The organism is Akkermansiaceae bacterium (assembly GCA_019634595.1).
Classification (GTDB): Bacteria; Verrucomicrobiota; Verrucomicrobiia; order Verrucomicrobiales; family Akkermansiaceae; genus Luteolibacter.
Map to the genome: position 1 here is coordinate 64,382 of JAHCBC010000001.1, position 20,934 is coordinate 85,315.

General features: G+C 63.6%; 16 protein-coding genes. 10 read left to right on the forward strand and 6 right to left on the reverse strand.

The features are described 5' to 3' along the window. Window positions 1–8 precede the first annotated feature (8 nt). Window positions 9–194 carry a hypothetical protein gene (locus KF712_00330; GenBank protein ID MBX3739404.1) on the forward strand — a complete coding sequence of 62 codons (186 nt, stop codon included), beginning with the start codon at window positions 9–11 and terminating at the stop codon, window positions 192–194. Here the strand turns inward: KF712_00330 and KF712_00335 are convergent, their stop codons facing one another. Both KF712_00335 and KF712_00340 read right to left on the reverse strand, forming a co-directional pair. After that, a complete protein-coding gene (locus KF712_00335) occupies window positions 195–3,329 on the reverse strand; it encodes an efflux RND transporter permease subunit (protein MBX3739405.1) in 3,135 nt (1,044 codons plus the stop codon). Continuing rightward, the gene (locus KF712_00340) at window positions 3,326–4,462 is read right to left on the reverse strand and encodes an efflux RND transporter periplasmic adaptor subunit (protein ID MBX3739406.1); all 1,137 of its coding nucleotides are present in this window, start codon (window positions 4,460–4,462) and stop codon (window positions 3,326–3,328) included. Before KF712_00340 ends, KF712_00335 begins: the two co-directional genes overlap by 4 nt. Window positions 4,463–4,682: 220 nt before the next feature. Here KF712_00340 and KF712_00345 point away from each other — a divergent pair, with 220 nt between their 5' ends. From KF712_00345 to KF712_00355, 3 genes are all read left to right on the forward strand, one after another. Beyond that, window positions 4,683–5,402 carry a response regulator gene (locus tag KF712_00345; protein MBX3739407.1) on the forward strand — a complete coding sequence of 240 codons (720 nt, stop codon included), beginning with the start codon at window positions 4,683–4,685 and terminating at the stop codon, window positions 5,400–5,402. Next, window positions 5,399–6,757 (forward strand): HAMP domain-containing protein, encoded by a 1,359-nt coding sequence (locus tag KF712_00350; protein MBX3739408.1) that lies wholly within the window; start codon window positions 5,399–5,401, stop codon window positions 6,755–6,757. Before KF712_00345 ends, KF712_00350 begins: the two co-directional genes overlap by 4 nt. Window positions 6,758–7,123: 366 nt before the next feature. After that, window positions 7,124–7,705 carry a transposase gene (locus tag KF712_00355; protein ID MBX3739409.1) on the forward strand — a complete coding sequence of 194 codons (582 nt, stop codon included), beginning with the start codon at window positions 7,124–7,126 and terminating at the stop codon, window positions 7,703–7,705. 501 nt (window positions 7,706–8,206) lie between these two features. Here KF712_00355 and KF712_00360 read toward each other — a convergent pair. Continuing rightward, the gene (locus KF712_00360) at window positions 8,207–8,953 is read right to left on the reverse strand and encodes an acetylhydrolase (protein ID MBX3739410.1); all 747 of its coding nucleotides are present in this window, start codon (window positions 8,951–8,953) and stop codon (window positions 8,207–8,209) included. Window positions 8,954–8,975: 22 nt separating this feature from the next. After that, entirely contained in the window at window positions 8,976–10,268 is a 1,293-nt protein-coding gene (dctA, locus tag KF712_00365; protein MBX3739411.1) for a C4-dicarboxylate transporter DctA, read from the reverse strand. 858 nt (window positions 10,269–11,126) lie between these two features. Here dctA and tadA point away from each other — a divergent pair. From tadA to KF712_00395, 6 genes are all read left to right on the forward strand, one after another. After that, window positions 11,127–12,806, forward strand: coding sequence for a Flp pilus assembly complex ATPase component TadA (gene tadA, locus KF712_00370; protein ID MBX3739412.1), 1,680 nt, complete (start codon window positions 11,127–11,129; stop codon window positions 12,804–12,806). A gap of 21 nt (window positions 12,807–12,827) precedes the next feature. Further along, window positions 12,828–14,489 (forward strand): type II/IV secretion system protein, encoded by a 1,662-nt coding sequence (locus KF712_00375; GenBank protein ID MBX3739413.1) that lies wholly within the window; start codon window positions 12,828–12,830, stop codon window positions 14,487–14,489. Between the two features lie 103 nt (window positions 14,490–14,592). After that, complete coding sequence (locus KF712_00380) at window positions 14,593–15,882, forward strand: type II secretion system F family protein (GenBank protein ID MBX3739414.1); 1,290 nt, start codon at window positions 14,593–14,595, stop codon at window positions 15,880–15,882. Window positions 15,883–15,917: 35 nt separating this feature from the next. Then, window positions 15,918–16,481, forward strand: a complete 564-nt coding sequence (locus KF712_00385) for a type II secretion system protein GspG (protein MBX3739415.1) — start codon at window positions 15,918–15,920, stop codon at window positions 16,479–16,481. Between the two features lie 78 nt (window positions 16,482–16,559). Further along, a complete protein-coding gene (locus tag KF712_00390; GenBank protein MBX3739416.1) occupies window positions 16,560–17,237 on the forward strand; it encodes a hypothetical protein in 678 nt (225 codons plus the stop codon). 519 nt (window positions 17,238–17,756) lie between these two features. Beyond that, on the forward strand, window positions 17,757–18,707 hold the full coding sequence (locus tag KF712_00395; protein MBX3739417.1) for an IS110 family transposase: 951 nt from the start codon (window positions 17,757–17,759) through the stop codon (window positions 18,705–18,707). A 61-nt stretch (window positions 18,708–18,768) separates the two neighbouring features. On the opposite strand, the gene KF712_00400 is transcribed toward KF712_00395, so the two are convergent. Continuing rightward, window positions 18,769–19,140, reverse strand: coding sequence for a hypothetical protein (locus KF712_00400; GenBank protein MBX3739418.1), 372 nt, complete (start codon window positions 19,138–19,140; stop codon window positions 18,769–18,771). A gap of 36 nt (window positions 19,141–19,176) precedes the next feature. Continuing rightward, the gene (locus KF712_00405) at window positions 19,177–20,907 is read right to left on the reverse strand and encodes a sulfite reductase subunit alpha (GenBank protein ID MBX3739419.1); all 1,731 of its coding nucleotides are present in this window, start codon (window positions 20,905–20,907) and stop codon (window positions 19,177–19,179) included. Window positions 20,908–20,934: the final 27 nt, after the last annotated feature.

A 20,934-nucleotide genomic window follows, 5' to 3' on the forward strand; every position in this document is an offset into this window, starting at 1 on the left:
CCCCGACCATGAAATATCTGGTAATGTTGCCGCTGGCCGCGCTGGCCATGTTCTCGTCGTCCTGCCGGACGAACTGCCCGCTCGACCCGCATACGATGCGGCCGGACTGCAGCCGTTGCAGGATCGCGGCGGACCCCAGCGACTGCTGCGGCCACCACCGTCAGGAGACGGTGCATGTGGAATACGGCAAGTGATCAGGCGGGTTCCGGGTCTGGAGCGGGGAGCGCCTTGCGTTCTTCCTGCCCGGCTTTCTTCCGCTGCACCAGGCGGTCGAAGAACAGATAGACGACGGGCGTGGTGTAGAGCGTGAGCGCCTGGCTGAGGATGAGGCCGCCGACGATGGCATAGCCCAGCGGCTGGCGCAGCTCCGAGCCGTCACCGTGGCCGAGCGCCAGCGGGATGCCGCCGACCATGGCCGCCAGCGTGGTCATCATGATGGGGCGGAAACGCTTGATGCACGCCTCGAAGATGGCGTCATACGGTTCCTTGCCATGGTCGCGCTCCGCCTCGATGGCGAAGTCGATCATCATGATGGCGTTCTTTTTCACGATGCCGATGAGCAGGAGGATGCCGATGATGGCGATGACGCCGATGTCATGGCCGAAGGCCCACAGGGTGAGCAGCGCGCCCAGACCCGCGGACGGCAGGGTGGAGAGGATGGTCAACGGGTGGATGAAGCTCTCATACAGCATGCCCAGGATGATGTAGATGGCGATGATGGCCGCGAGGATGAGGTAGGGCTGCGACTTCAGCGAGGACTGGAAGGCCTGCGCGCTGCCCTGGAAGGAGCCGGTCAGGCTGGGCGGCACGCCCATGTCGCGGCTGGTCTGCTCCACCGCGGTGACGGCGTCGCCGAGGGCGTAGCCGGGCGCGAGATTGAAGGAAATGGTGACCGCCGGGTACTGGCCCAGGTGGTTCACGGAAAGCGGCTTCGGCGCACCGGTGTTGAAGCGGATGAGCGATGACAGCGGCACCTGGCGGTTGTTCAGCGGGGAGGTGATGAAGATCTTGTCGAAGGTGGAGGTGTCCGCCTGCATGGACGGGGGAACCTCGATGATGACCTTGTATTGGTTCACCTGGGTGTAAAACTGGGTGACCTGCCGCTCGCCGAAGGCGTTGTAGAGCGCGCCGTTGATGGCGTTCGTCTCGATGCCGAAGCGGGAGGCCGCCTCGCGGTCGATCTCGATGTTGAGGGAAGGCGCGGCGGATTCCTGGTCGGAGGCCACGTCGCGGAGCTGGGACACGCCCTTGAGCTTTTCCAGGATGCGGGGCGCCCAGGTGTTCAGTTCGTCGGAGTCCGCGCTGCGCAGCGTGTATTGGTACTGGGTCTTCGACATCATGCCGCCGACGTTCAGGTCCTGGCGGGCGGAGAAGAAGGTGGTGATGCCGACGATGCCGGCGGTCTTTTTCCGTAGCCGGTTGGTGATCTCCTGCACGTTGTCGCGCTCGCCGCGCTCTTTCAGCGTGACGAAGAAACGGCTGGAGTTGCTGCCGCCGCCCCCACGTCCGCCACCGCCGATGCGGCACTGGTAGGCCAGCACGCCGGGGTCCGCGCCGACGATCTCGCCCACCTTGATGGTGTAGGCGTACATCGCCTCGTAGGAGGTGTCAGCGGACGCCTCGATGGTGACGTCCAGCAGGCCGGTGTCCTGCTGCGGGAAGAAGCCCTTCGGCATCTTCATGAAGACGAAGCCGGTGAGGCCGATGGTGACGACGAGCGACAGCAGCGTGAGCCGCTGGTGGCGGAGGATGAAGGCCAGGCTCGACTCATACATCCGCTCGATGGACTGGAAGAAGTTCTCCGCCATGCGGTCCAGCTTGCCCCATACCTTCTTCGGGTCAGGCGCGTCGTGGTGCTTCAGGAACCTGCCGCACATCATCGGCACGAAGGTCAGCGAGACGAAGCCGGAGATGAGGACCGCGACGGTGACGGTGATGGCGAACTCGCGGAAAAGCCGGCCGACGATGCCGCCCATGAGCAGCACGGGGATGAAGACGGCGATGAGGGAGAGGGTGATGGAGAGGATGGTGAAGCCGATCTGTTTCGCACCCTTCAGCGCGGCCTCCATCGGCGGCATGCCTTCCTCGATGTGGCGGTAGATGTTTTCCAGCATCACGATGGCGTCGTCGATGACGAAGCCGACGGAGATGGTGAGGGCCATCAGCGAGAGGTTGTTCAGGCTGAAGCCGAGCATGTACATCACCGCGAAGGTGGCGATGATGGAGATGGGAACCACCGCGCTGGAGATGAGGGTGGCGCGGGTGTTCCGCAGGAAGACGAAGACGACCAGCGTGACCAGCCCCATGGTGAGGAGAAGATGGAGTTCCACCTCCTCCACGGAGGAACGGATGGTGCGGCTGCGGTCGCTGACCAGCTCCACCTTCATGGCGGGCGGGATGGCGGCCTGCAGTTCCGGCAGCATCTCCTTGATGCGGGCGATGGTGTCCAGCACGTTGGCCTCCGCCTGCTTGCGGATGATGAGGCCGACGCCGCGCTGGTTGTTGACCAGGGCGGCGGAGCGGAGCTGCTCCGGCCCATCGACCGCCTGGCCCACGTCACGGACGCGGATGGGCGCGCCGTTGCGGTAGGCGAGGATCAGGTCGTTGTAAGGCTCCGCCTTGAGGATCTGGTCGTTGGCGTAGATGGAGAGCGCCTGTTTCGGGCCGTTGATGCTGCCTTTCGGCGAGTTGACGGTGGAGGAGGCGATGACGCCGCGGACGTCCTCCAGCGACAGGCCCAGGGAGGCGAGTTTGCCGGGGTCCACCTGCACGCGCACCGCGGGCTTCCGCTCGCCCATGATGTCCACCTGCGCCACACCGGGCACCTGGGAAAGCTGCTGGGCGATGACGTTGTTGCCATAGTCGCTGACCTCGGTGAGCGGCAGGACTTCCGAAGTGAGACCGAGGATGAGGATGGGGGAGTCCGCCGGGTTCACCTTCCGGTAGTTCGGCGGGCTGGGGAGGTTGGTGGGGAGTTGTCCCGCGGCGGCGTTGATGGCGGACTGGACCTCCTGCGCGGCTCCGTCGATGTTGACGTTGAGGTCGAACTGGATGGTGATCGAGGTGCTGCCCAGTCCGCTGGACGAACTCATCTGGGTGATGCCCGGGATCTTCGCGAACTGGTTCTCCAGCGGCGTGGCCACGGAGGAGGCCATGGTTTCCGGGCTGGCCCCGGGCAGGCTGGAGGAAACCTGGATGGTGGGGAACTCCACCTGTGGCAGCGGCGCGACGGAGAGATTCGGGAAGGCGACCATGCCGACCAGCACGATGGCCAGCGTGAGGAGGGCCGTGGCGACCGGCCGGCGGATGAATGGCTCGGAAATGCTCACGGCGCTTTGGTGGGTTCCTGGGGTGCGACCTTCGAGCCGGGGCGGAGCTTGGCGTGGCCGTTGGAGATGACGCTGTCACCGGCCTTCAGGCCTTCCCTGACGACGATGCCGTCGGGAAGCCGCAGGCCGGTGGTGATGGGTTGGGCCTCCACGGTGTTGTCGCTTTTCAGCAGATAGGCGAACTGTCCGTCCAGGCCGGGCTGCACGACCTCCGGGGAAACGACCAGCGAATCCGCCAGCGTGTCCACCAGGATGCGGGCGGAGACATAAAGGCCCGGCCACAGGGCGAGGTTTTCGTTCCGGAAGGTCGCCTTCAGGCGGATGGTACCGGTGGCGGTGTCGATCTGGTTGTCGATGAGTTCCAGTCCACCCTCGCCCAGCACCTGGGAGTCATCGCCCATCGCCTCCACCCGGGGTTTCTGAGCGTTGTCCTTCGTGGCGGCGTGGAGCGCGGCCAGGTGCTGCTGCGGCAGGGTGAAGATGACGGAGATGGGCTGGATCTCCGTGATGACGACGATGCCGGTCTCCTGGTTCGCGGTGACGAGGTTGCCCGCGTCCACCAGCCGCACGCCGGTGCGTCCGGAAATGGGGGCGCGGACCTTGGTGAACTCCAGGTCGAGCTTCGCGGCGTCGATGGCGGCGTCATCCGCCTTCACCAGCGCCTCGAGCTGGGAGACGGTGGCGGTTGCCTGGTCCGCCTGCTGCTGGCTGACGGCGTCATTTCTCAGTAATCCTGAAAAGCGGGCCTCCTCCAGCCGGGCGTTGGCGAGCTGGGCCTCATCCTGCGTCTTCTTTGCCACGGCCTGGGCTAGCGCGGACTCGAAAGGACGCGGGTCGATCTCCGCGATGACATCCCCGGCATTGACGATGGCACCCTCGGTGAAGTTGATTTTTTCGAGCGCGCCGCCGACACGCGGGCGGACGGTGACGGTATTGGACGCCTGCACGGTGCCGATGCCGGTGAGCCAGACGGGCACGTTTTCCTGCCGGACTTTCTCGATGGTGACGGCCACCGGCTGGTTGCCGTTCCCTTTTCGTTCCTCCGCCTTTCCTCCGCCGGACTTGATCCGCGTGTAGGCGAAGGCGGAGATGCCGGCGAGGGCGAGCAGAAGGACTATCCAGCGTTTTTTCATATCAGGCGGAGTGGGGCCCCCGTGTGTCGGGCGGAGGCGTGTAGGGCATCCGCCCCAACGGAGGGATGCAAGGATATCTAGCACGCGGAAGGGTGAAATGCTTGTCCGGGTGTGAAGTTTATTGTCGCAAAATGTCGGGGCTGGCAGGGTGGCTGGCACACTTTGCGACAATATTCCGCGGGCCTGCGCGGGGGATGGCTGCTAGGGTGGATGACCCCGTATGGAAATGATCCCGCACATCGCCGTGGTGGATGACCACCAGGAGATCCGCGAGCTGGTGGCGCGGTATCTGGGGCAGCACGGCTACCGGGTGACGGTCGCGCCGAACGCGGCGGAGTTCCGGAAACTGCTGGTGGAGGAATCCTTCGACCTGGCGGTGCTGGACATCATGATGCCGGGCGAGGACGGGCTGTCGCTGTGCCGTGACCTGCGCGCGGGATCCCGGCTGCCGGTCATTTTCCTGACGGCGATGGCGGAGGACACCGACCGCATCGTGGGCCTGGAGATCGGCGCGGATGACTATCTGGTGAAGCCGTTCAACCCGCGCGAGCTGCTGGCCCGCATCCGCGCGGTGCTGCGGCGGTCGCAGGCGGTGGAGGAACCGGGCGTGCTGGAGGGCGGCGGGAAGGTGCGCTTCGACGGAAAGGTGCTGGACCTTTCCCGGCAGGAGGTGACGGGTGAGGACGGCGTGGCGGTGCCGCTCAGCTCCGCGGAGTTCCGCCTGCTGAGCGTCTTTCTGGAACACCCGGGGAAAGTGCTGGGCCGTGACGAGCTGCTGGACCTGACCTGCGGCCGGGAGGCGGAGGTGTGGGACCGTAGCATCGACAACCAGGTGAGCCGCCTGCGGAAAAAGATCGAGGATGATCCGAAGGCTCCGGGCCTGATCAAGACGCACTGGGGTGACGGCTACTGCTTCACGGGGAAGGTGGTGCGGCTATGAGACGCTTCTGGATGCGGAGCCTGACGGGCCAGTGGATCGCGCTGACGCTGGTTGCGCTGGCGGCATCGCAGATCCTTTTCTACTATATCTATCGTGCGGAGCAGGCGCGGACGGTGCTGGAGCTGCGGCGGGATGAGTTCCTGGCGCGGGCGGCGGCGGTCGCGCGGCTGGTGGACACGGTGGATCCCTCGCTCCATCCGGAGATCCTGCGGGCGACGAACACGGGCGTGGTCCGGTTCTGGATGACGGGCACCGGGCCGGGTGAAATGCTGGCTTGGCAGGCGGATGCGGGCGCGCGCCTGCTGGAGTCCGCCCGCCCGCCGGAGGCGTCCCTGCTGCCACCGCAGCCACGGGCGCGGTGGGAGGCTCCCGCGGGCGAGAACCGCTTCGCCTCCCCGGAAGCGAGGATGGCGGTGCTGAAGGACTGGAACGGATTCGGCCTGGTGGTGCCGGTGAAGGAGGGCCTGTGGCTGAACGCCGTGTATGCGAAGCCCGGCGCGGTGTCCGGCCCGCCGTGGTTCCACTACCTGTCGCTGGCCATCGCGGCGGTGCTGCTGACGCTCGTTTCCGTGTTGCTGGTGCGCAGGCTGGCCCGCCCGCTGCGGCGGTTGACGGACTCCGCCGAACGCGTGGGTCGCGGCGAGGAAGTCCCGCCGCTGCCGGAGGAAGGAGCGGATGATGTCAGGCACCTGACGGTCGCCTTCAACCGCATGCAGTCGCGCCTGCGCCGCTTCGTGGAGGACCGCACGCGCATGGTAGCCGCCATCAGCCATGACCTGCGCACGCCCATCACCTCCATGCGCCTGCGCGCGGAGTTCATCGATGATGAGGAGACGCGCACGAAGATGATCTCCACGCTGGATGAGATGAAGGCGATGGCGGAGTCCACCCTCGCCTTCGCCCGTGAAGAGGCGGTGACGGAGGAAACACGCCCCACCGACATCAACGCGTTGCTCGGCAGCCTGTGCGCGGACCTTTGCGAGATCGGCTGGAAGGTGGGTTTCAGGGAAGGGGAGCGCACCGTTTGGCGCTGCCGCCCGGACGCGCTGCGCCGCGCGTTCCGGAACGTGATCGAGAATGCGGTCCGCTACGGTGGATCCGCGCGGGTGGGTTTCGCAGTCTCCGCGGAAGGCTTGGAAGTGATGGTGGAGGACGACGGTCCGGGCATCCCCGCGGACCAGCGGGAGCGCGTGTTCGATCCGTTCGTGCGGCTGGAGGATTCAAGGAACCGCGGCACCGGCGGAGCGGGCCTCGGCCTTTCCATCGCACGGTCGATCATCCGGAGCCACGGTGGTGAGATCACGCTGGAAGACGGCCCGCCGTTCCGGGTCGGCGTGACCTTGCCGAGGGATTGATGTGGGTAGCGAAGCCATGGGTAGCGGAAGTCGTGAGACTTCCGGCGGGGTGCATGGCATCTAACAAACCGGCTCCGGTCACCGAGAGAATGGCGTCGGTTTTTTGAGGGCGAGGAGTGGCGACTCCAAGGGTAGCGAAGCTCGTGAGAGCTTCGGCAGGGTGAATCCACCATGGACAAGCCGGCTCCGGTCCCCAAGTGAAGGCGTCGATTTTTCGTGGCCGTCTTCCCAGCCGGAAGTCTCACGACTTCCGCTACCCCATCGCTTCCGCTACCCCTGCATTTCCACCATCTTCCTCCCACGGAAAAAATCCTTCCTCCGCCACTTCATCCTCGCAGGGATGGATGCGGCGAAAATAGTTCCTCCATGTCATTGTCCGAAGATCCGCCGGGTGAGCTTCTCCGCCTTTCCCGCGGATGGTATCAGAGCACCGCATGGGTGCATTGGACGATGTCCATCAGGGACCGAGGACGGGGATGGCTCACCCCGTCCCACCACGGTGCCCTGCGGGAACTGATGATCCACGTCTGTGCGCGTTATCATCTGATCTGCCCGGCCTACTGCCTGATGCCGGACCACGGCCATTTCCTCCTTGTCGGCCTCGCTGATGGCTCGGACCAGAGGAATGCGATGAAGCTGTTCCGCACGCACTGGAACCATCTGCTCTCGGCGACGGGCCATGAACTCCAAAGGCAGGCCTACGAGCACGTGCTGGATGAAAACGAAAGGAATCCCGACGCCTTCGAGGATACGATGCTCTACATCCTGAACAATCCCGTGAGCGCTGGCCTGGTCGGAGATTGGAGGGAATGGGAACATCTCGGAGCCATCGCCGCAGGGTATCCTGAGTTCGATCCGCGCGAAGGATCATTGTCAGGCTTTCGCGAGCGGTTCTGGAAAGTGCACCACAAGGAGCGGCGGAAATGGCAGGGGGATAGCCCTCCGTAGGAACGCTGGCATGATGCGGGGCGTAGCGAAGCTCGTGAGAGCTTCAGCGGGGTGCGTGGCATCTAACAAACCGGCTCCGGTCCCCGAGAGAATGGCCTCGAATTTTCGTGGACGTCCCTCCAGCCGGAAGTCTCACGACTTCCGCTACCCTTGTGGGTCCGCTCCAGGCGTAGCGAATCAAAGGCTAGCGAAGCTCGTGAGAGCTTCGGCAAGGTGCATGGCATCTAACAAACCGACCGCGATCCCCGAGAGAATGGCGTCGGATTTTCGTGGACGTCCCCCCAGCCGGAAGTCTCACGACTTCCGCTACCCTTGTGGGTCCGCTCCGGGCGTAGCGAATCAAAGGCGTAGCGAAGCTCGTTAGAGCTTCGGCGGGGTGCATGGCATCTAACAAACCGGCTCCGGTCCCCGAGAGAATGGCGTCGGATTTTCGTGGACGTCCCCCCAGCCGGAAGTCTCACGACTTCCGCTACCCCATCGCTTCCGCCCACCACGCCCCCCTTACGGCAAATACCCCTTCAGCGCCTCCGCCCAGATGGCGTAGCCCTTCGCGGACGGATGGAGGAAATCGCCCATCACCTCCTTCGACATCGATCCATCAGCGTTGAGGAACTTTTCCGTGATGTCCAGGTAGGTGACGCCGGGTTGGCTGGCGTAGGTCTTGGCAAGGATGACGTTGATCTCCGCGATCTTCGCGCGGAACAGATTGTCCGCCTTCTCACCGCGGGGGAACACACCCATGAGGACGATCTTCGCGTCCGGGCATTTTTTCTTCACGGAGGCGATGATGGCACCGATGCCCTCCGCGACCTGCTCCGGGGTGTTCGTCGGCGCGTTCTTCGAGGTGGAGAGGTTGTTGGTGCCGATGTGCAGCACGACCAGCTTCGGCTTCAGGCCGTCCAGCTCGCCGTCCTGGATGCGGAACAGCACGTTCTGCGTGCGGTCCCAGCCGAAGCCGAGGTTGAGCACTTTCCTTTCGCCGAACAGATCCTTCCAGGCGTCCGCACCGCGGTTGCCCTTCGGCTCGGCAGGCTCGCCGCCCCAGAAGTGGGTTATGGAGTCGCCGATGAGGACGATCTCCGGGTTGATGCGGTCCTTGATGGCGAGGATCTCCGCGTGGCGCTTGTCCCAGTCGTAGAAGTCTTTCTCCAGCTTGCCGACCGGAACGACGGCGCTGTTCTCCGCGACGGCGGCGGGCTGGGCGTGGAGGAGTCCTGTGAGGAAAACGAGGGCGAGGATGGGTTTCATGGATGGCTAAGGGGAAAAGGTGTCAGATCTTGATCTCGTGCGGGCCTTTGGTGTCGAGCACAGCTTTCGCCTGCTCACGGTTCAGGGCTTTCTCCCAGTTGGCGATGAAAAGCGTGGCGACGCCGTTGCCGATGAGATTGGTGATGGCGCGGGCTTCCGACATGAAGCGGTCGATGCCGACGAGCAGCGGCAGGCCGGAAACGAGGTGGGTGTTCACGGTGTTGAGCGTCGCGGAAAGGGTGACGAAGCCACCTCCGGTGACGGCCGCCGCGCCCTTTGATGTCAGCAGCAGCACCAGCAGCATGCTGATCTGCTGCGGCAGGGTGAGGGGCGTGTTGGTCGCCTGGGCGACGAAGACGGCGGCCATGGTCAGGTAGATGGACGTGCCGTCGAGGTTGAAGGAATACCCGGTGGGCAGCACCAGTCCGACGACCGCCTTGTCACAGCCCAGGCGCTCCATTTTCTCCAGCATGGGCGGCAGGGCGGATTCGGACGAAGAGGTGCCCAGCACCAGCAGCAGCTCCTCCCGGATGTAGCGGAGGAACTTCCACAGGCTGAAGCCGATGGATTTCATGATGGCCCCCAGTACGATGAACACGAAGGCGAGGCAGGTCACATAGACGCACGCCAGCAGGTAGAGCAGCTTCACCAGCGAGCCGACCCCGTGTTCCCCGATGGTGTAGGCCATGGCCCCGAACGCAGCGATGGGCGCCAGGTGCATGATCATGCCGATGATCTTCATGAACGCCGTGCCCGCGAGGTGCAGCAGATCGACGACCGGCCTGCCCTTCTCACCCATCATGGAAAGGGCGATGCCCGAGAAGATGGCGATGAGCAGGACCTGCAGGATCTCCCCGGAGACGAACGCGCTGACGAAGGTCTTCGGGATGATGTTCATCAGGAAGGCGGAGGTCGTGAGCGGGGCCGCGGCGGCCACCATTGGCTTCGCATCGGCGATGTCGGTGCTGGAAAAGCCCTCGCCGGGCTTCAGGACATTCACCACCACCAGGCCGATGACGAGGGCGACGGTGGTGACCACCTCGAAGTAGATGATGGCCTTCAGCCCGACACGTCCGACTTTTTTCAGGTCGCCCAGCGCGCCGATGCCGGTGACGACGGTGCAGAAGATGATGGGGGCGATCATCATCTTCACCAGGTTGATGAAGGCGTCGCCCAGCGGCTTCAGCTTCGAACCCCAGCCGGGTTCCAGCAGGCCGAGGAGAATCCCCAGGGTGATGCCGATGAGGACCTGGACATACAGGCTGCGCAACGCGCGGCTGAAACGGGAGGCGGCTGCGGGAGCGGGCGCTGTCATTGGGTCGGGTGGGATGGAGTCCATCCGGTTTTTCCGTCCGTGTCCAGTGGCCCGGAGGGGGAAATGGAAAGGGAAGGGGGGAGGGGTGCCCTCTTCAAATGCCTGGGACCGCGGAATTCATTCCGCCCCGGAGAATCCAGCCACCATGCGAAGCCAAGCGGAATGAATTCCAATGCCGTTAAGGATTGGGATCCGATGGTAGGAGGTCGCTTTTTCCAGCGCAGATTAAGAAGATTAAGAATGGATTCCGCAGATTCTGATTCTCCGGAGGGTATGCTTTGACCCTCCGATGGTTCCTGCTTCTTCCCAAATCTGCGGAATCCATTCTTAATCCTTTAATTCTACTTAGTGCAATGTCTCTGTCGTTGAAGAGAGAAGAGATTTTCAACCACAATCGAAGCGCAGCGGACATAGGCGGAGCCAAATGAACGCAGATGAACACGGATTGAAGAGACTTGAATCGAATTTCTCCTCTCAATAATCCGTGAAATCCGCGTAATCCGTGGTTCAAATCTCCTTCTAATCAGGAAAGAGGAAATCTAACAAAGTAGAATTAATCTGCGGTTCAAAAAATGCCGCTTTGTTTGATGGTTACCCCCAATTCTGAAAGGCACCATGCGAAGCCAAGCGGAATAAATTCCGCGGTCCCAGTCCGGCAAGCGGCACCCATTCCGACCCTCCCAATGACGGTTTCGTTTCAAACGACGACTTTTTCCGCCGGGGTGGATGCCCGACGGAGCATTTCCAAGAATCTTTCAACGTGTCCGGTTGACAACCCAAGCGATGGTTGACCAATCTGGAACACGCGGAAGAGGTATTTCCTTGGAACCGCGATAAAAAACCACCGCAAAGAGCCCAGTGTTCTCAAACGAAAATTATCTAGCCGAACTGCTCACCGAAGCCGGACTGGTGAGCGCCGATCAAGTGGCAAGCGCCCAGAACGCCCTCAGTGGCAACCAGAGCCTGATCGAGTATCTCCTTTCCCACACGAGCGTTACAGAGGACCAGGTCGCGGAGACGCTGGCGGTGAACGCCGGCATCCCTTTCCTGAGGCTGGGCGATGTGGATTTCGATCCGTCCATCTCTTCCGCGATTCCGGGTGATGTGGCGAAGCGCTACAAGGTCGTCCCCGTCATGGATGACGGCATGTACCTGTCCGTGGCGATCCAGGACCCGCTCGACTTCGAGATCCTGGACACCCTGCCGCACGTTCTCGGTCGGGAGCTGACCCTCTATTGTGCCGGGCCGAGCGACATCCGCAACCACCTGAAGCAGTTCTATGGCAGCGGCGACATGGCGGACGACAATCGTGGCGGCCTGACGGTCACCACGGGCGACTCCGAGGCCGGTGCCGACGGGGCGGACGCGCCGGTCATCAAACTGGTGAACCAGCTCCTCACGGAAGCGTTCCGCCTGCGCGCATCCGACATCCACATCGAGCCGCTGGAGACCTCCGTCCGCATCCGCTACCGGATGGACGGAAAGCTGCACGAGGTGGACAACCACCCGAAGAAGCTGCTGCCCGCCGTCATCGCCCGCCTGAAGGTGATGAGCGGCACCATGTCCATCGCGGAAAAACGCCTGCCGCAGGACGGACGGATCCAGCTCAAGATGAGCGGGGACAAGGAGATCGACCTGCGGGTTTCCTCCGTGCCGTCGAACCACGGGGAGTCCATCGTCATGCGGATCCTGGACAAGTCCGCGCTCATGCTGGGTCTGCCGGAGCTGGGCTTCTTCTCGGATGACCAGGCGCTTTTCAACAACCTGCTGGCCCTGCCGGACGGCATCCTGCTCGTGACCGGCCCGACCGGTTCCGGAAAGACGACCACGCTCTACGCCTGCCTCAACGTCATCAACCGCCCGGACAAGAAGATCATCACCGTGGAGGACCCGGTCGAGTATGAGCTGCCCGGCATCAACCAGGTCATGGTGAAGACGGACATCGGCATGACCTTCGCCGCCGCGCTGCGCGCGATGCTCCGCCAGGCGCCGAACATCATCATGATCGGGGAGATCCGGGACGCGGAGACGGCGAACATCGCCATCAACGCGTCGCTCACCGGTCACTTGGTGTTCTCCACCCTCCACACGAACGACGCCCCGTCCGCGGTCGCCCGTCTTTCGGACATCGGCGTGAAGCCGTTCCTCATCGCCTCCGCGGTGCGTGCGGTGCTCGCCCAGCGTCTGGTGCGGAAACTCTGCCCGATCTGCAAAGGCCCGGCCGAGCTGACGGAAAAGGAAATGCGCGCGCTGTCCCTGGACCCCACCCGTGTCACGGACGCGACCATCTTCGGCCCCGTGGGCTGCGAGAAGTGCCGCGGTGGCGGCTACAAGGGACGGATGGGTATCTTCGAGACCTTCCTGATCGATGACGAGGTGCGCCAGATGATCAACGGAAACCTCACCACCACCCAGCTCCGCCGACGCGCCCGGGAGCTCGGCATGCGGACTCTCCGCGAAGACGGCATCCGGAAGGTGCTGTCCGGCCTGACTTCCGCCAGTGAAGTCGTCCACGCCACCATGTCCGACGCCGACTAAAACCCAACGCCTTTCCTGAAAATGGACAACAAACAGATTCTCGATCTTTTCCAATCCCGCGGCCTCATCGACCGCTCCCTCTCCCAGGACATCCTCGCCGAAGTGGACCACAGCGGCAAGGAGGTCTCCGAAATCCTCGCCGACTACCAGGTCATCCAGAACCGGGATGACGTCTGGCCCGTCATCGCGTCCGAGCTGGGCGCCGACCTGGTGGACCTCCGTGACTGGACCCCGCCGGCCGCGCTGCTGGCGCTGGTGCCCGCCGGAACCGCCCGCCTCCACGGCGCGCTGCCCGTCAATTTCGACGAAACCGGCCTCTACGTGGCGCTGGTGGACCCGATGAACCCGCAGACCATCGAGGATCTGCGGTTCGCGCTGGGCCGGGAGATCAACCTGGTCATCGCCCCGGACTACATCGTCGAGCAGAAGATCAACGAATGCTACGGCGGCGAGGGCAAGGCCATGGAGGACATCCTCGGCCAGCTTGAGACCAGCAACGTGAATCCGAACGATGATTCCGAGGCGAACTCCGCCCCCATCATCCGCTACGTGGACCTGGTGCTCTACCAGGCCATCAAGGAAAAGGCGTCCGACATCCACTTCGAACCGTTCGAGAAGGACTTCAAGATCCGCTACCGGGTGGACGGCGCTCTCTATGAGATGGCGCCACCGCCCATCCATCTGGCCAATCCCATCCTTTCCCGGGTGAAGGTCATGGCGAACATGAACATCGCCGAAAAGCGGATCCCGCAGGACGGCCGGATCGTGAAGCAGGTGGGGGAGAAGCAGGTGGACATGCGGGTTTCCACGCTGCCCACGCACCACGGTGAGTCCGTCGTGCTGCGGGTGCTGGACCGTTCCTCCGTCAACCTGTCGCTGGAGAACATCGGCCTGCCGGAGAACATCTACAACTACATCACGGAGACCATCGAGAAGCCCAACGGCATCTTCATCGTCACCGGTCCGACGGGTGCGGGAAAGACGACCACGCTCTACGCCGCGCTGCGCCGCATCAACACCATCGACGCGAAGCTGCTGACCGCGGAGGACCCCGTCGAGTATGACATCGACGGCATCATCCAGATCCCCATCCACGAGGGCATCGGCCTGGACTTCCCGCGCGTGCTGCGCGCCTTCCTCCGTCAGGATCCCGACCGGATCATGATCGGGGAGATGCGGGACAAGGACACCGCCCAGATCGCCATTCAGGCGGCGCTGACGGGTCACCTTGTGCTTTCCACCCTCCACACCAACGACGCGCCCGGCGCCGTCACCCGTCTGGTGGACATGGGCTGCGAGCCGTTCCTGGTCTCCGCCTCCCTGGAGGGCATCCTCGCCCAGCGTCTCGTCCGGACCATCTGCAAGAACTGCCGCTCCCCGTATGAGCCGAACGAGGCGGTGCTGAGCCAGCTCGGCGTCTCCCCGCATGAGCTGGGGGACAAGCAGTTCTACACCGGCGCCGGCTGCGATGTCTGCGGCCAGTCCGGCTACAAGGGCCGCCGCGGTCTTTATGAGTTGCTGAACATCAACGATCCGATCCGGGAGCTGATCACGGCGCGCGCCCCCACGGTGGTGCTGAAGCAGAAAGCCATCGAGCTGGGGATGAACACCCTGCGGGAGGACGGGCTGCGCAACATCTACCTCGGAACCACCACCATCGAAGAGGTCCTGAAATACACCTGATCTCTGTTACAAAACCGACTCCTTTTCCCTCGCCATCCGAACAACTGTTCCTCTACCTTGGCGGAAACTTTCCCCAAATTCTTTCCAAAAAAAGACCCGAACCATGCCTAACTTCCAATACAAAGCTCTCGACGCGAAAGGCGATGAGACCATCGGCAGCATCTCCGCCGCGAATGAGGCGGAAGCAGTCCAGCAGATCCGAGCATTGAACCTGCATCCCACTCAGATTGCGGAGGAAGGGAAAGGCAAGATCACCAAGAGCAAGACCCCGGCCGCCAAGGGCAAGGGCGGTGGCAAGGCAAAGGCGGTCAAAGGCACGACCGGCGGACGCATCAAGCCGAAGAACCTGATGATCTTCACCCGCCAGCTCGCGACGCTCATCGACTCCGGCCTGCCGCTTCTGCGCAGCCTGACCGTGCTGGCGAAGCAGGAGCCGAACCCGGTGCTGAAAGGTACGGTCAACTCCCTGGCGGAGTCCGTGCAGGGCGGCTCGACTTTCTCCGAGTCCCTCGCGCAGCACCCGAAGATTTTCAACAAGCTCTACGTGAACATGGTGAAGGCCGGTGAGCTGGGCGGTGTGCTCGAAATCGTCCTCAACCGTCTGGCGGAGTACCAGGAGAAGGCGCAGAAGCTGAAGAACAAGATCGTGTCCGCGATGGTCTATCCGGTCATCGTCATGTTCATCGCCGTGGCGATCCTGATCTTCCTGATGATCTTCATCGTTCCGAAGTTCAAGGAGATGTTCGCTGACATGCCCGGGCAGCAGCTCCCGCTGATTTCGCGCGTCGTCTTCGGCGCGTCGGAGTTCATGCTGGACCGTCCGTTCGTGGTGCCGAACGCGGTGTTCATCTTCATCTTCATCGGCTTCCTGATCTTCATGTTCAAGATGTGGAGCAACACGAAGGGCGGCCGCGTCTCCGTGGACAAGGCGAAGCTGACCATGCCCATCATCGGTGACATCCAGCGCAAGAGCGCGGTGTCCCGCTTCGCCCGGACACTGGGCACCCTGGTCACCTCCGGTGTGCCGATCCTCCAGGCGCTCAACATCACCCGCGACACCGCCGGCAACGTCATCATCTCCAAGGCGATCGACAAGGTGCATGAGGCGGTCAAGGAGGGTGAATCCATCGTCACTCCGCTGCAGGCATCCGGTGTGTTCCCGGACATGGTCATTTCCATGGTGGACGTCGGTGAGGAAACCGGCCAGCTCCCGGAGATGCTCCTGAAGGTGGCGGACGTGTATGATGATGAGGTTGACAACGCGGTCACCGCGCTTACCTCCATCCTGGAGCCGATCATGATCGTGTTCCTGGCTTTGGTCGTCGGCTCGGTGGTGTTCGCGCTGTTCCTGCCGCTGATCCAGGTGATCTCCAACATGGGCCAGTCCACGTGATCCGGAGCCGGAACCAACCTCCAACGAAGACACGCATGAAAACCCAACGATTCTCCCGCAGCCGCGGCTTCAGCCTCATCGAGATGCTGGCGGTCATCACCATCCTGGTGATCCTCGCCGCCGTCGTCATCGGTGGCACCAGGTTCGTGAAGGAGAAGCAGGCCAAGGAAACGGCGAAGATCCAGATCCAGCTCCTGTCGCAGGCGCTGGAGCAGTACAAGCTGGACAACGGCGCGTATCCCACCGGCGGCATGGGCGGCAAGCGGGACAGCAAGATCCTCTACCGGGCGCTGTACTGGGACTCCGACGACAACGGGGCGGGCGCCGACACCGACCGCCAGCAGAAGGTCTATCTTTCCGAACTGGACCCGGACAACAACAAGCAGGGCTGGACCGACGGCACCCGTGCCGAGGTCATCCTGCTGGACCCGTGGGGCAACGAGTACCGTTTCCGCTCCGGCAGGATGAACGACGGCAAGGCGAACCCGGAGGCGATCAACCCTGACTTCGACATCTGGTCCGCCGGTCCCGATGGCAAGACGAACCTGACCGGTGAGGGTGACGTGACCAAGGACGACATCCGCAACTGGGGCAGTTGAACCGTAATTCACGCGACACAGCGTTTCCACTGGACGCCCGCCTTCCCGGCGGGCTTCTTTTTTCCCGCAACCATCCCCATGAGCGAAGACAAAGACACCACCCCGGCATCCGCCCCTGAATCCACGGAAGCCGCCGCGCCGCGCGTGCGCAGGATTTCCACCCCCCGCGCGAAGAAAACCGCGGACAAGGCCGCCGGGAAAAAAGACGCCGAACCCACCGTGGTTGCCGCACCCGCTGCCGCCGCCCCGGCTCCGGAGAAAGCGGAAGCCGCTCCCAAGCCTGCTCTGGCACCTGCCCCCGCCGCCGTGGAGGACGGTGGTGGATCGGACAGCCGTCAGGATTGGCCGGATGAGGGCAGCGTTTCCGAAGCCGGTGGCAAGAGCGGCAACGACAAGCGCAAGCGCCGCCGCCGGAAGGGCAAGGGTGGCCAGAATTCCCAGCAGTCCGCTCCTTTGGCCGAAGAGGTCGTGTCACTTTCCGAAGCATCCGCCGCCTCCGGCGGGAATGATGCCGCCCCGGCCCCGGTGTCCGCGCCCGTCCAGGCACCCCGCCCGCCGCAACAGCCCCAGCACCAGCAGCATCGCCAGCCGGTGAACCAGGAAATGCTGGCAAAGCGCGCGTGGAAGATCTTCCTCGCGGAAGTCAGCGAAGAAGGCGTGTCCCTCATCAGTGACCAGGATGCGCGGGAACTTTCCAAGCGCTGCTTCCGCCTCGCGGAAATCTTCCTCGATGAGCAAGGGCGGAGATTGAGGTGAGAGTGAGGAGGGCATACGCCTATCCGTCATATAGGGTAGCGGAAGTCGTGAGACTTCCGGCTGGGGGGAGGTCCCCGGAAAGCCAACGCTCTATCCGTCAGGTGACGTCCACCCCGCCGAAGCTGTCACGGGCTTCGCTACCCTTCCTGGAGCTTCGCCAGGAGCGGAAGTCGTGAGACTTCCGGTGGTGGGGAGGTCCATCGGGGATCGGAGCCGGATTGCTGATGGTGGGTCCGCCCCGCCGAAGCTCTCACGAGCTTCGCTTGTATGTTGATTCAGGCCGTCGCGGTGGTTCACTCCATCGTAGCGGACAGAACCGGAGCATCAGGGCGGCCGCCCTGATGCTCCGACCCGCCATGAGTTCGCAGCTTCGCTTGGACCGCTCCGTTCGCGGGGAGAGTCCGTGTGTAGTATGAGCCTTGGCGGGTTTTCTGTTTGCCAGTTCGAACTGTTACCTGAACCGGAGGTCCCCAAAGGGTCGCCCGAGTTCGCATTACAAGCATGAACGCCCAAACCAGCATGAAAACCATCCATCAATCCGAACCTTCTGTCCACATCGGCGTCGATGTCGCCAAGGCCGAACTGGTCTGCGATCTCAACGGCTCCATCAAACGCTATCCCAACACCTCCGCCGGCATCTCCCGCTTCCTGCGCTCCGCGGCTGCCATCCCCGGCGCCCACATCATCTGCGAGTCCACCGGCGGCTACGAGAAGACCTTGGTCCAGACCTCCCTCCAGGGCGGTATCCCCGCCAGCAGTGTGCCGCCCCAGCGCGTTCGCGAATTCGCCAACAGCATCGGCGCCAAGGCCAAGAACGACCCCCGCGATGCCGCTGTCATCAGTCACTTCGCCGCCCAAGCCCGGCCCGTATCCGCCACACTTCTGAGTCCCGGCCGCCGCAAGCTCGATGCCCTCATGCGCTTCCGCGCCGAACTCATGGAATCGCTCCACCGCGAATCCTGCCGCCATGAGCACCATGACGATCCGCTCGTCTCCAAGCTCGCGAGGGCCCGCATCGCGCGGTTTGAGAAAGACATCGAAACGGTCAATGAGGCCGCCGCCGCAGTCATCGCCGCGGATCCCGAACTTGCACGCGCCGACGCCAGGCTGCGGGAGATCAGCGGCATCGGAGTCCAGACCACACGGACCCTGCTGGCCTTCCTGCCGGAGCTGGGCACCATCGGCCGGCGGCGGATCGCCTCGCTGGCGGGTCTCGCGCCATTTGACAATGACAGCGGCCAAACCAAGGGCAGGCGCTACATCCAGGGAGGGAGGGCGGCGGTTCGCAAGACGCTCCACATGGCGGCCCTCAGCGCGGCCCGTTACAACGAGGTTCTCAAACCGGTCTACCTGCGCCTCCGGCAGGCGGGCAAGCCGTTCAAGGTCGCCATCGTCGCCATCACCCGCAAACTGCTCATCCACCTCAATTCACTGATGGCCGATCTGATCAAAATACCCCTTGCCACGTAACACTGTTACTACCCCATATATTCGCTACTCCTTGTGAGCTTCGCTTCCTTGGGAATTTTCCTCACTGGCCGCTGGCCTTGCGCTCGATGGTCTCACCGGCGCGCTGGAGGAAGCCTCCGGTTTTCTCGGCGGCTTTGCGCAGACCCTCTTCGGTCTTTTCCCTGGCGGTTTCGAGGCCGTCTTCGGTCTTCTCGATCGCGTTGTCCAGGCGCTGGCCGGGGGTGGGGGACGGGGCGTCCGGGCTGCCGGGTTCCTCCTCGGCGACCTTGAAATCCTCCGGCTCCGTTACGGGGATGGCGGACGGCGGGGCGGGTTCGACGATCTCGGCTGCGGGCGGGGTGCTGCCCGCAGCACCGGTTTCTTCTTTCCGGTCACAGGAAAGGATCCCCAGTGCTGCGATGGCGACGACGGCGGCGGAAACGGAAGCTTTCATGCCTCCGTTAAACGCCCGCGCCACCGCAAAGGCGAGTCAATAAACGTCGCGCAGGTAGCGCTTGTCCTTTTTCATGGTGGAGACATAGGCGGCGGCATCCTCCGCGCTGAGGCCACCGTGCTTTTCGATGACATCGTGGAGGGCCTTGTCCACATCCTTGGCCATGCGGGAGGCGTCGCCGCAGACGTAGAAGGCGGCGCCTTCCTGCAGCCATGCCCAGAGTTCCGCGCCTTGTCCGACGATGAGGTTCTGGACGTAGATCTTCTCCTTCTGGTCGCGGGACCAGGCGAGGTCCAGCCGTGCGAGCGTGCCGTCCTTGAGGAAGCCGGTGAGTTCCTCCTCATAGAGGAAGTCGGTCTGGCGGTAGGGATTGCCGAAGAACAGCCAGTTGCGGCCGGTGGCTCCGGTGGCCTTGCGGTCCTCCAGGAAGGCGCGGAACGGCGCGATGCCGGTGCCGGGGCCGACCATGATGACGGGGCTTTCACCTTTCTCCGGCAGGCGGAACGCCTTGTTCGAGTGGACATACACGCGTGGCTTCACACCACCGTTCAGGCGGTCCGCCAGGTAGGTGGAGCAGATGCCGCCGCGTTTCCGGCCGTAGCTGTTGTAGCGGACGATGCCCACGCACAGGTGGACCTCGCCGGGATGCGCGCGCGGGCTGGAGGCGATCGAGTAAAGGCGCGGCTGGAGTTTCTTCAGCACGGTGACGAAGTCCTCCGCGTCCGTGAAGTCCGCCGGGTGGTCCACGACCAGATCGATGAGGTCGCGGCCCCAGCAGAAGTCGTCGAAGGCCTTCTTGTCATCCGCCTCCACCAGGGAGCGCAGGAAGGGGGAGCCGCTGCGCTGCTGCCACTTCTGGATGACGGACTTGTTGATGGTGCCGATGTCGTAGTGGTGGATGAGCGCCTCGCGGAGGGGAGCCTCGCCACCGTCCGGGAGCGGCACCACGCCGGCCTTGAACGGCAGCGCGGCGATGAGTTCGTCCACGGTTTCCGGGACGTTGGAAGGATAGACGCCCAGTGCGTCACCGACCTCGTATTCCAGCTCGGAGCCGTCGAGGGAGAAGGCGATGTGGTTGGTCTGCTTCTCGCCCGGGCCGTTGAGGTTGAAATTTGCGACGACGGGGGAGGGGAAGGGGTTCTTCTTCGAGTAGCCGCTTTCGGCGGGTTCCGCGGCGGAGGCGCCATTGACAGGGGCGCCGGAGGCGGCGGGGGCGATGACGGCCAGCGTGCCGGCGGACCATTCCGCGTAGGGCGCGTCCACATCCACGTCGCAATCGACGCGCTTGAAGATGCGGGTGCCACCGAGGGCTTCGAAGCGGGTGTCGAACTCGATGCCGCACTTGCAGAAATCCGGGTAGGAGGAGTCACCGAGCGCGAGCACGGAGAAGGACACTCCGTCCATGCGCGGGGCGGAGTCGCCCATCAGCGCGGTGTGGAAATCCAGCGCGCTGTCCGGCGGCTCCCCGTCCCCGTAGGTGGAGGTGATGACCAGGAGGTTCTTTTCCTTCGGCAGGCGGGAGATGTCGTAGGCGGAGAGGTCATGGACCTCCGGCTCGTAGTTGCCTTTCTTGAGGGTCTTGAAGAGTTTCTTCGCCAGTCCCTCGGCGGTCCCGGTCTGGGAGCCGAAAAGGATGGTCACCGGGACGGCGGGGCCTTGGGCGGCGGGAGGGGCACCGGAGAGAAGCTGGGCCAGGAACCCGCCGAGCCAGGCGCGTTGTTCCGGTGTGAAAGGAGCGTCATCAGGGATCGTAATCGGTGCAGCCATCGCGGTTGTAGGAAGCCCGGTCCGTGC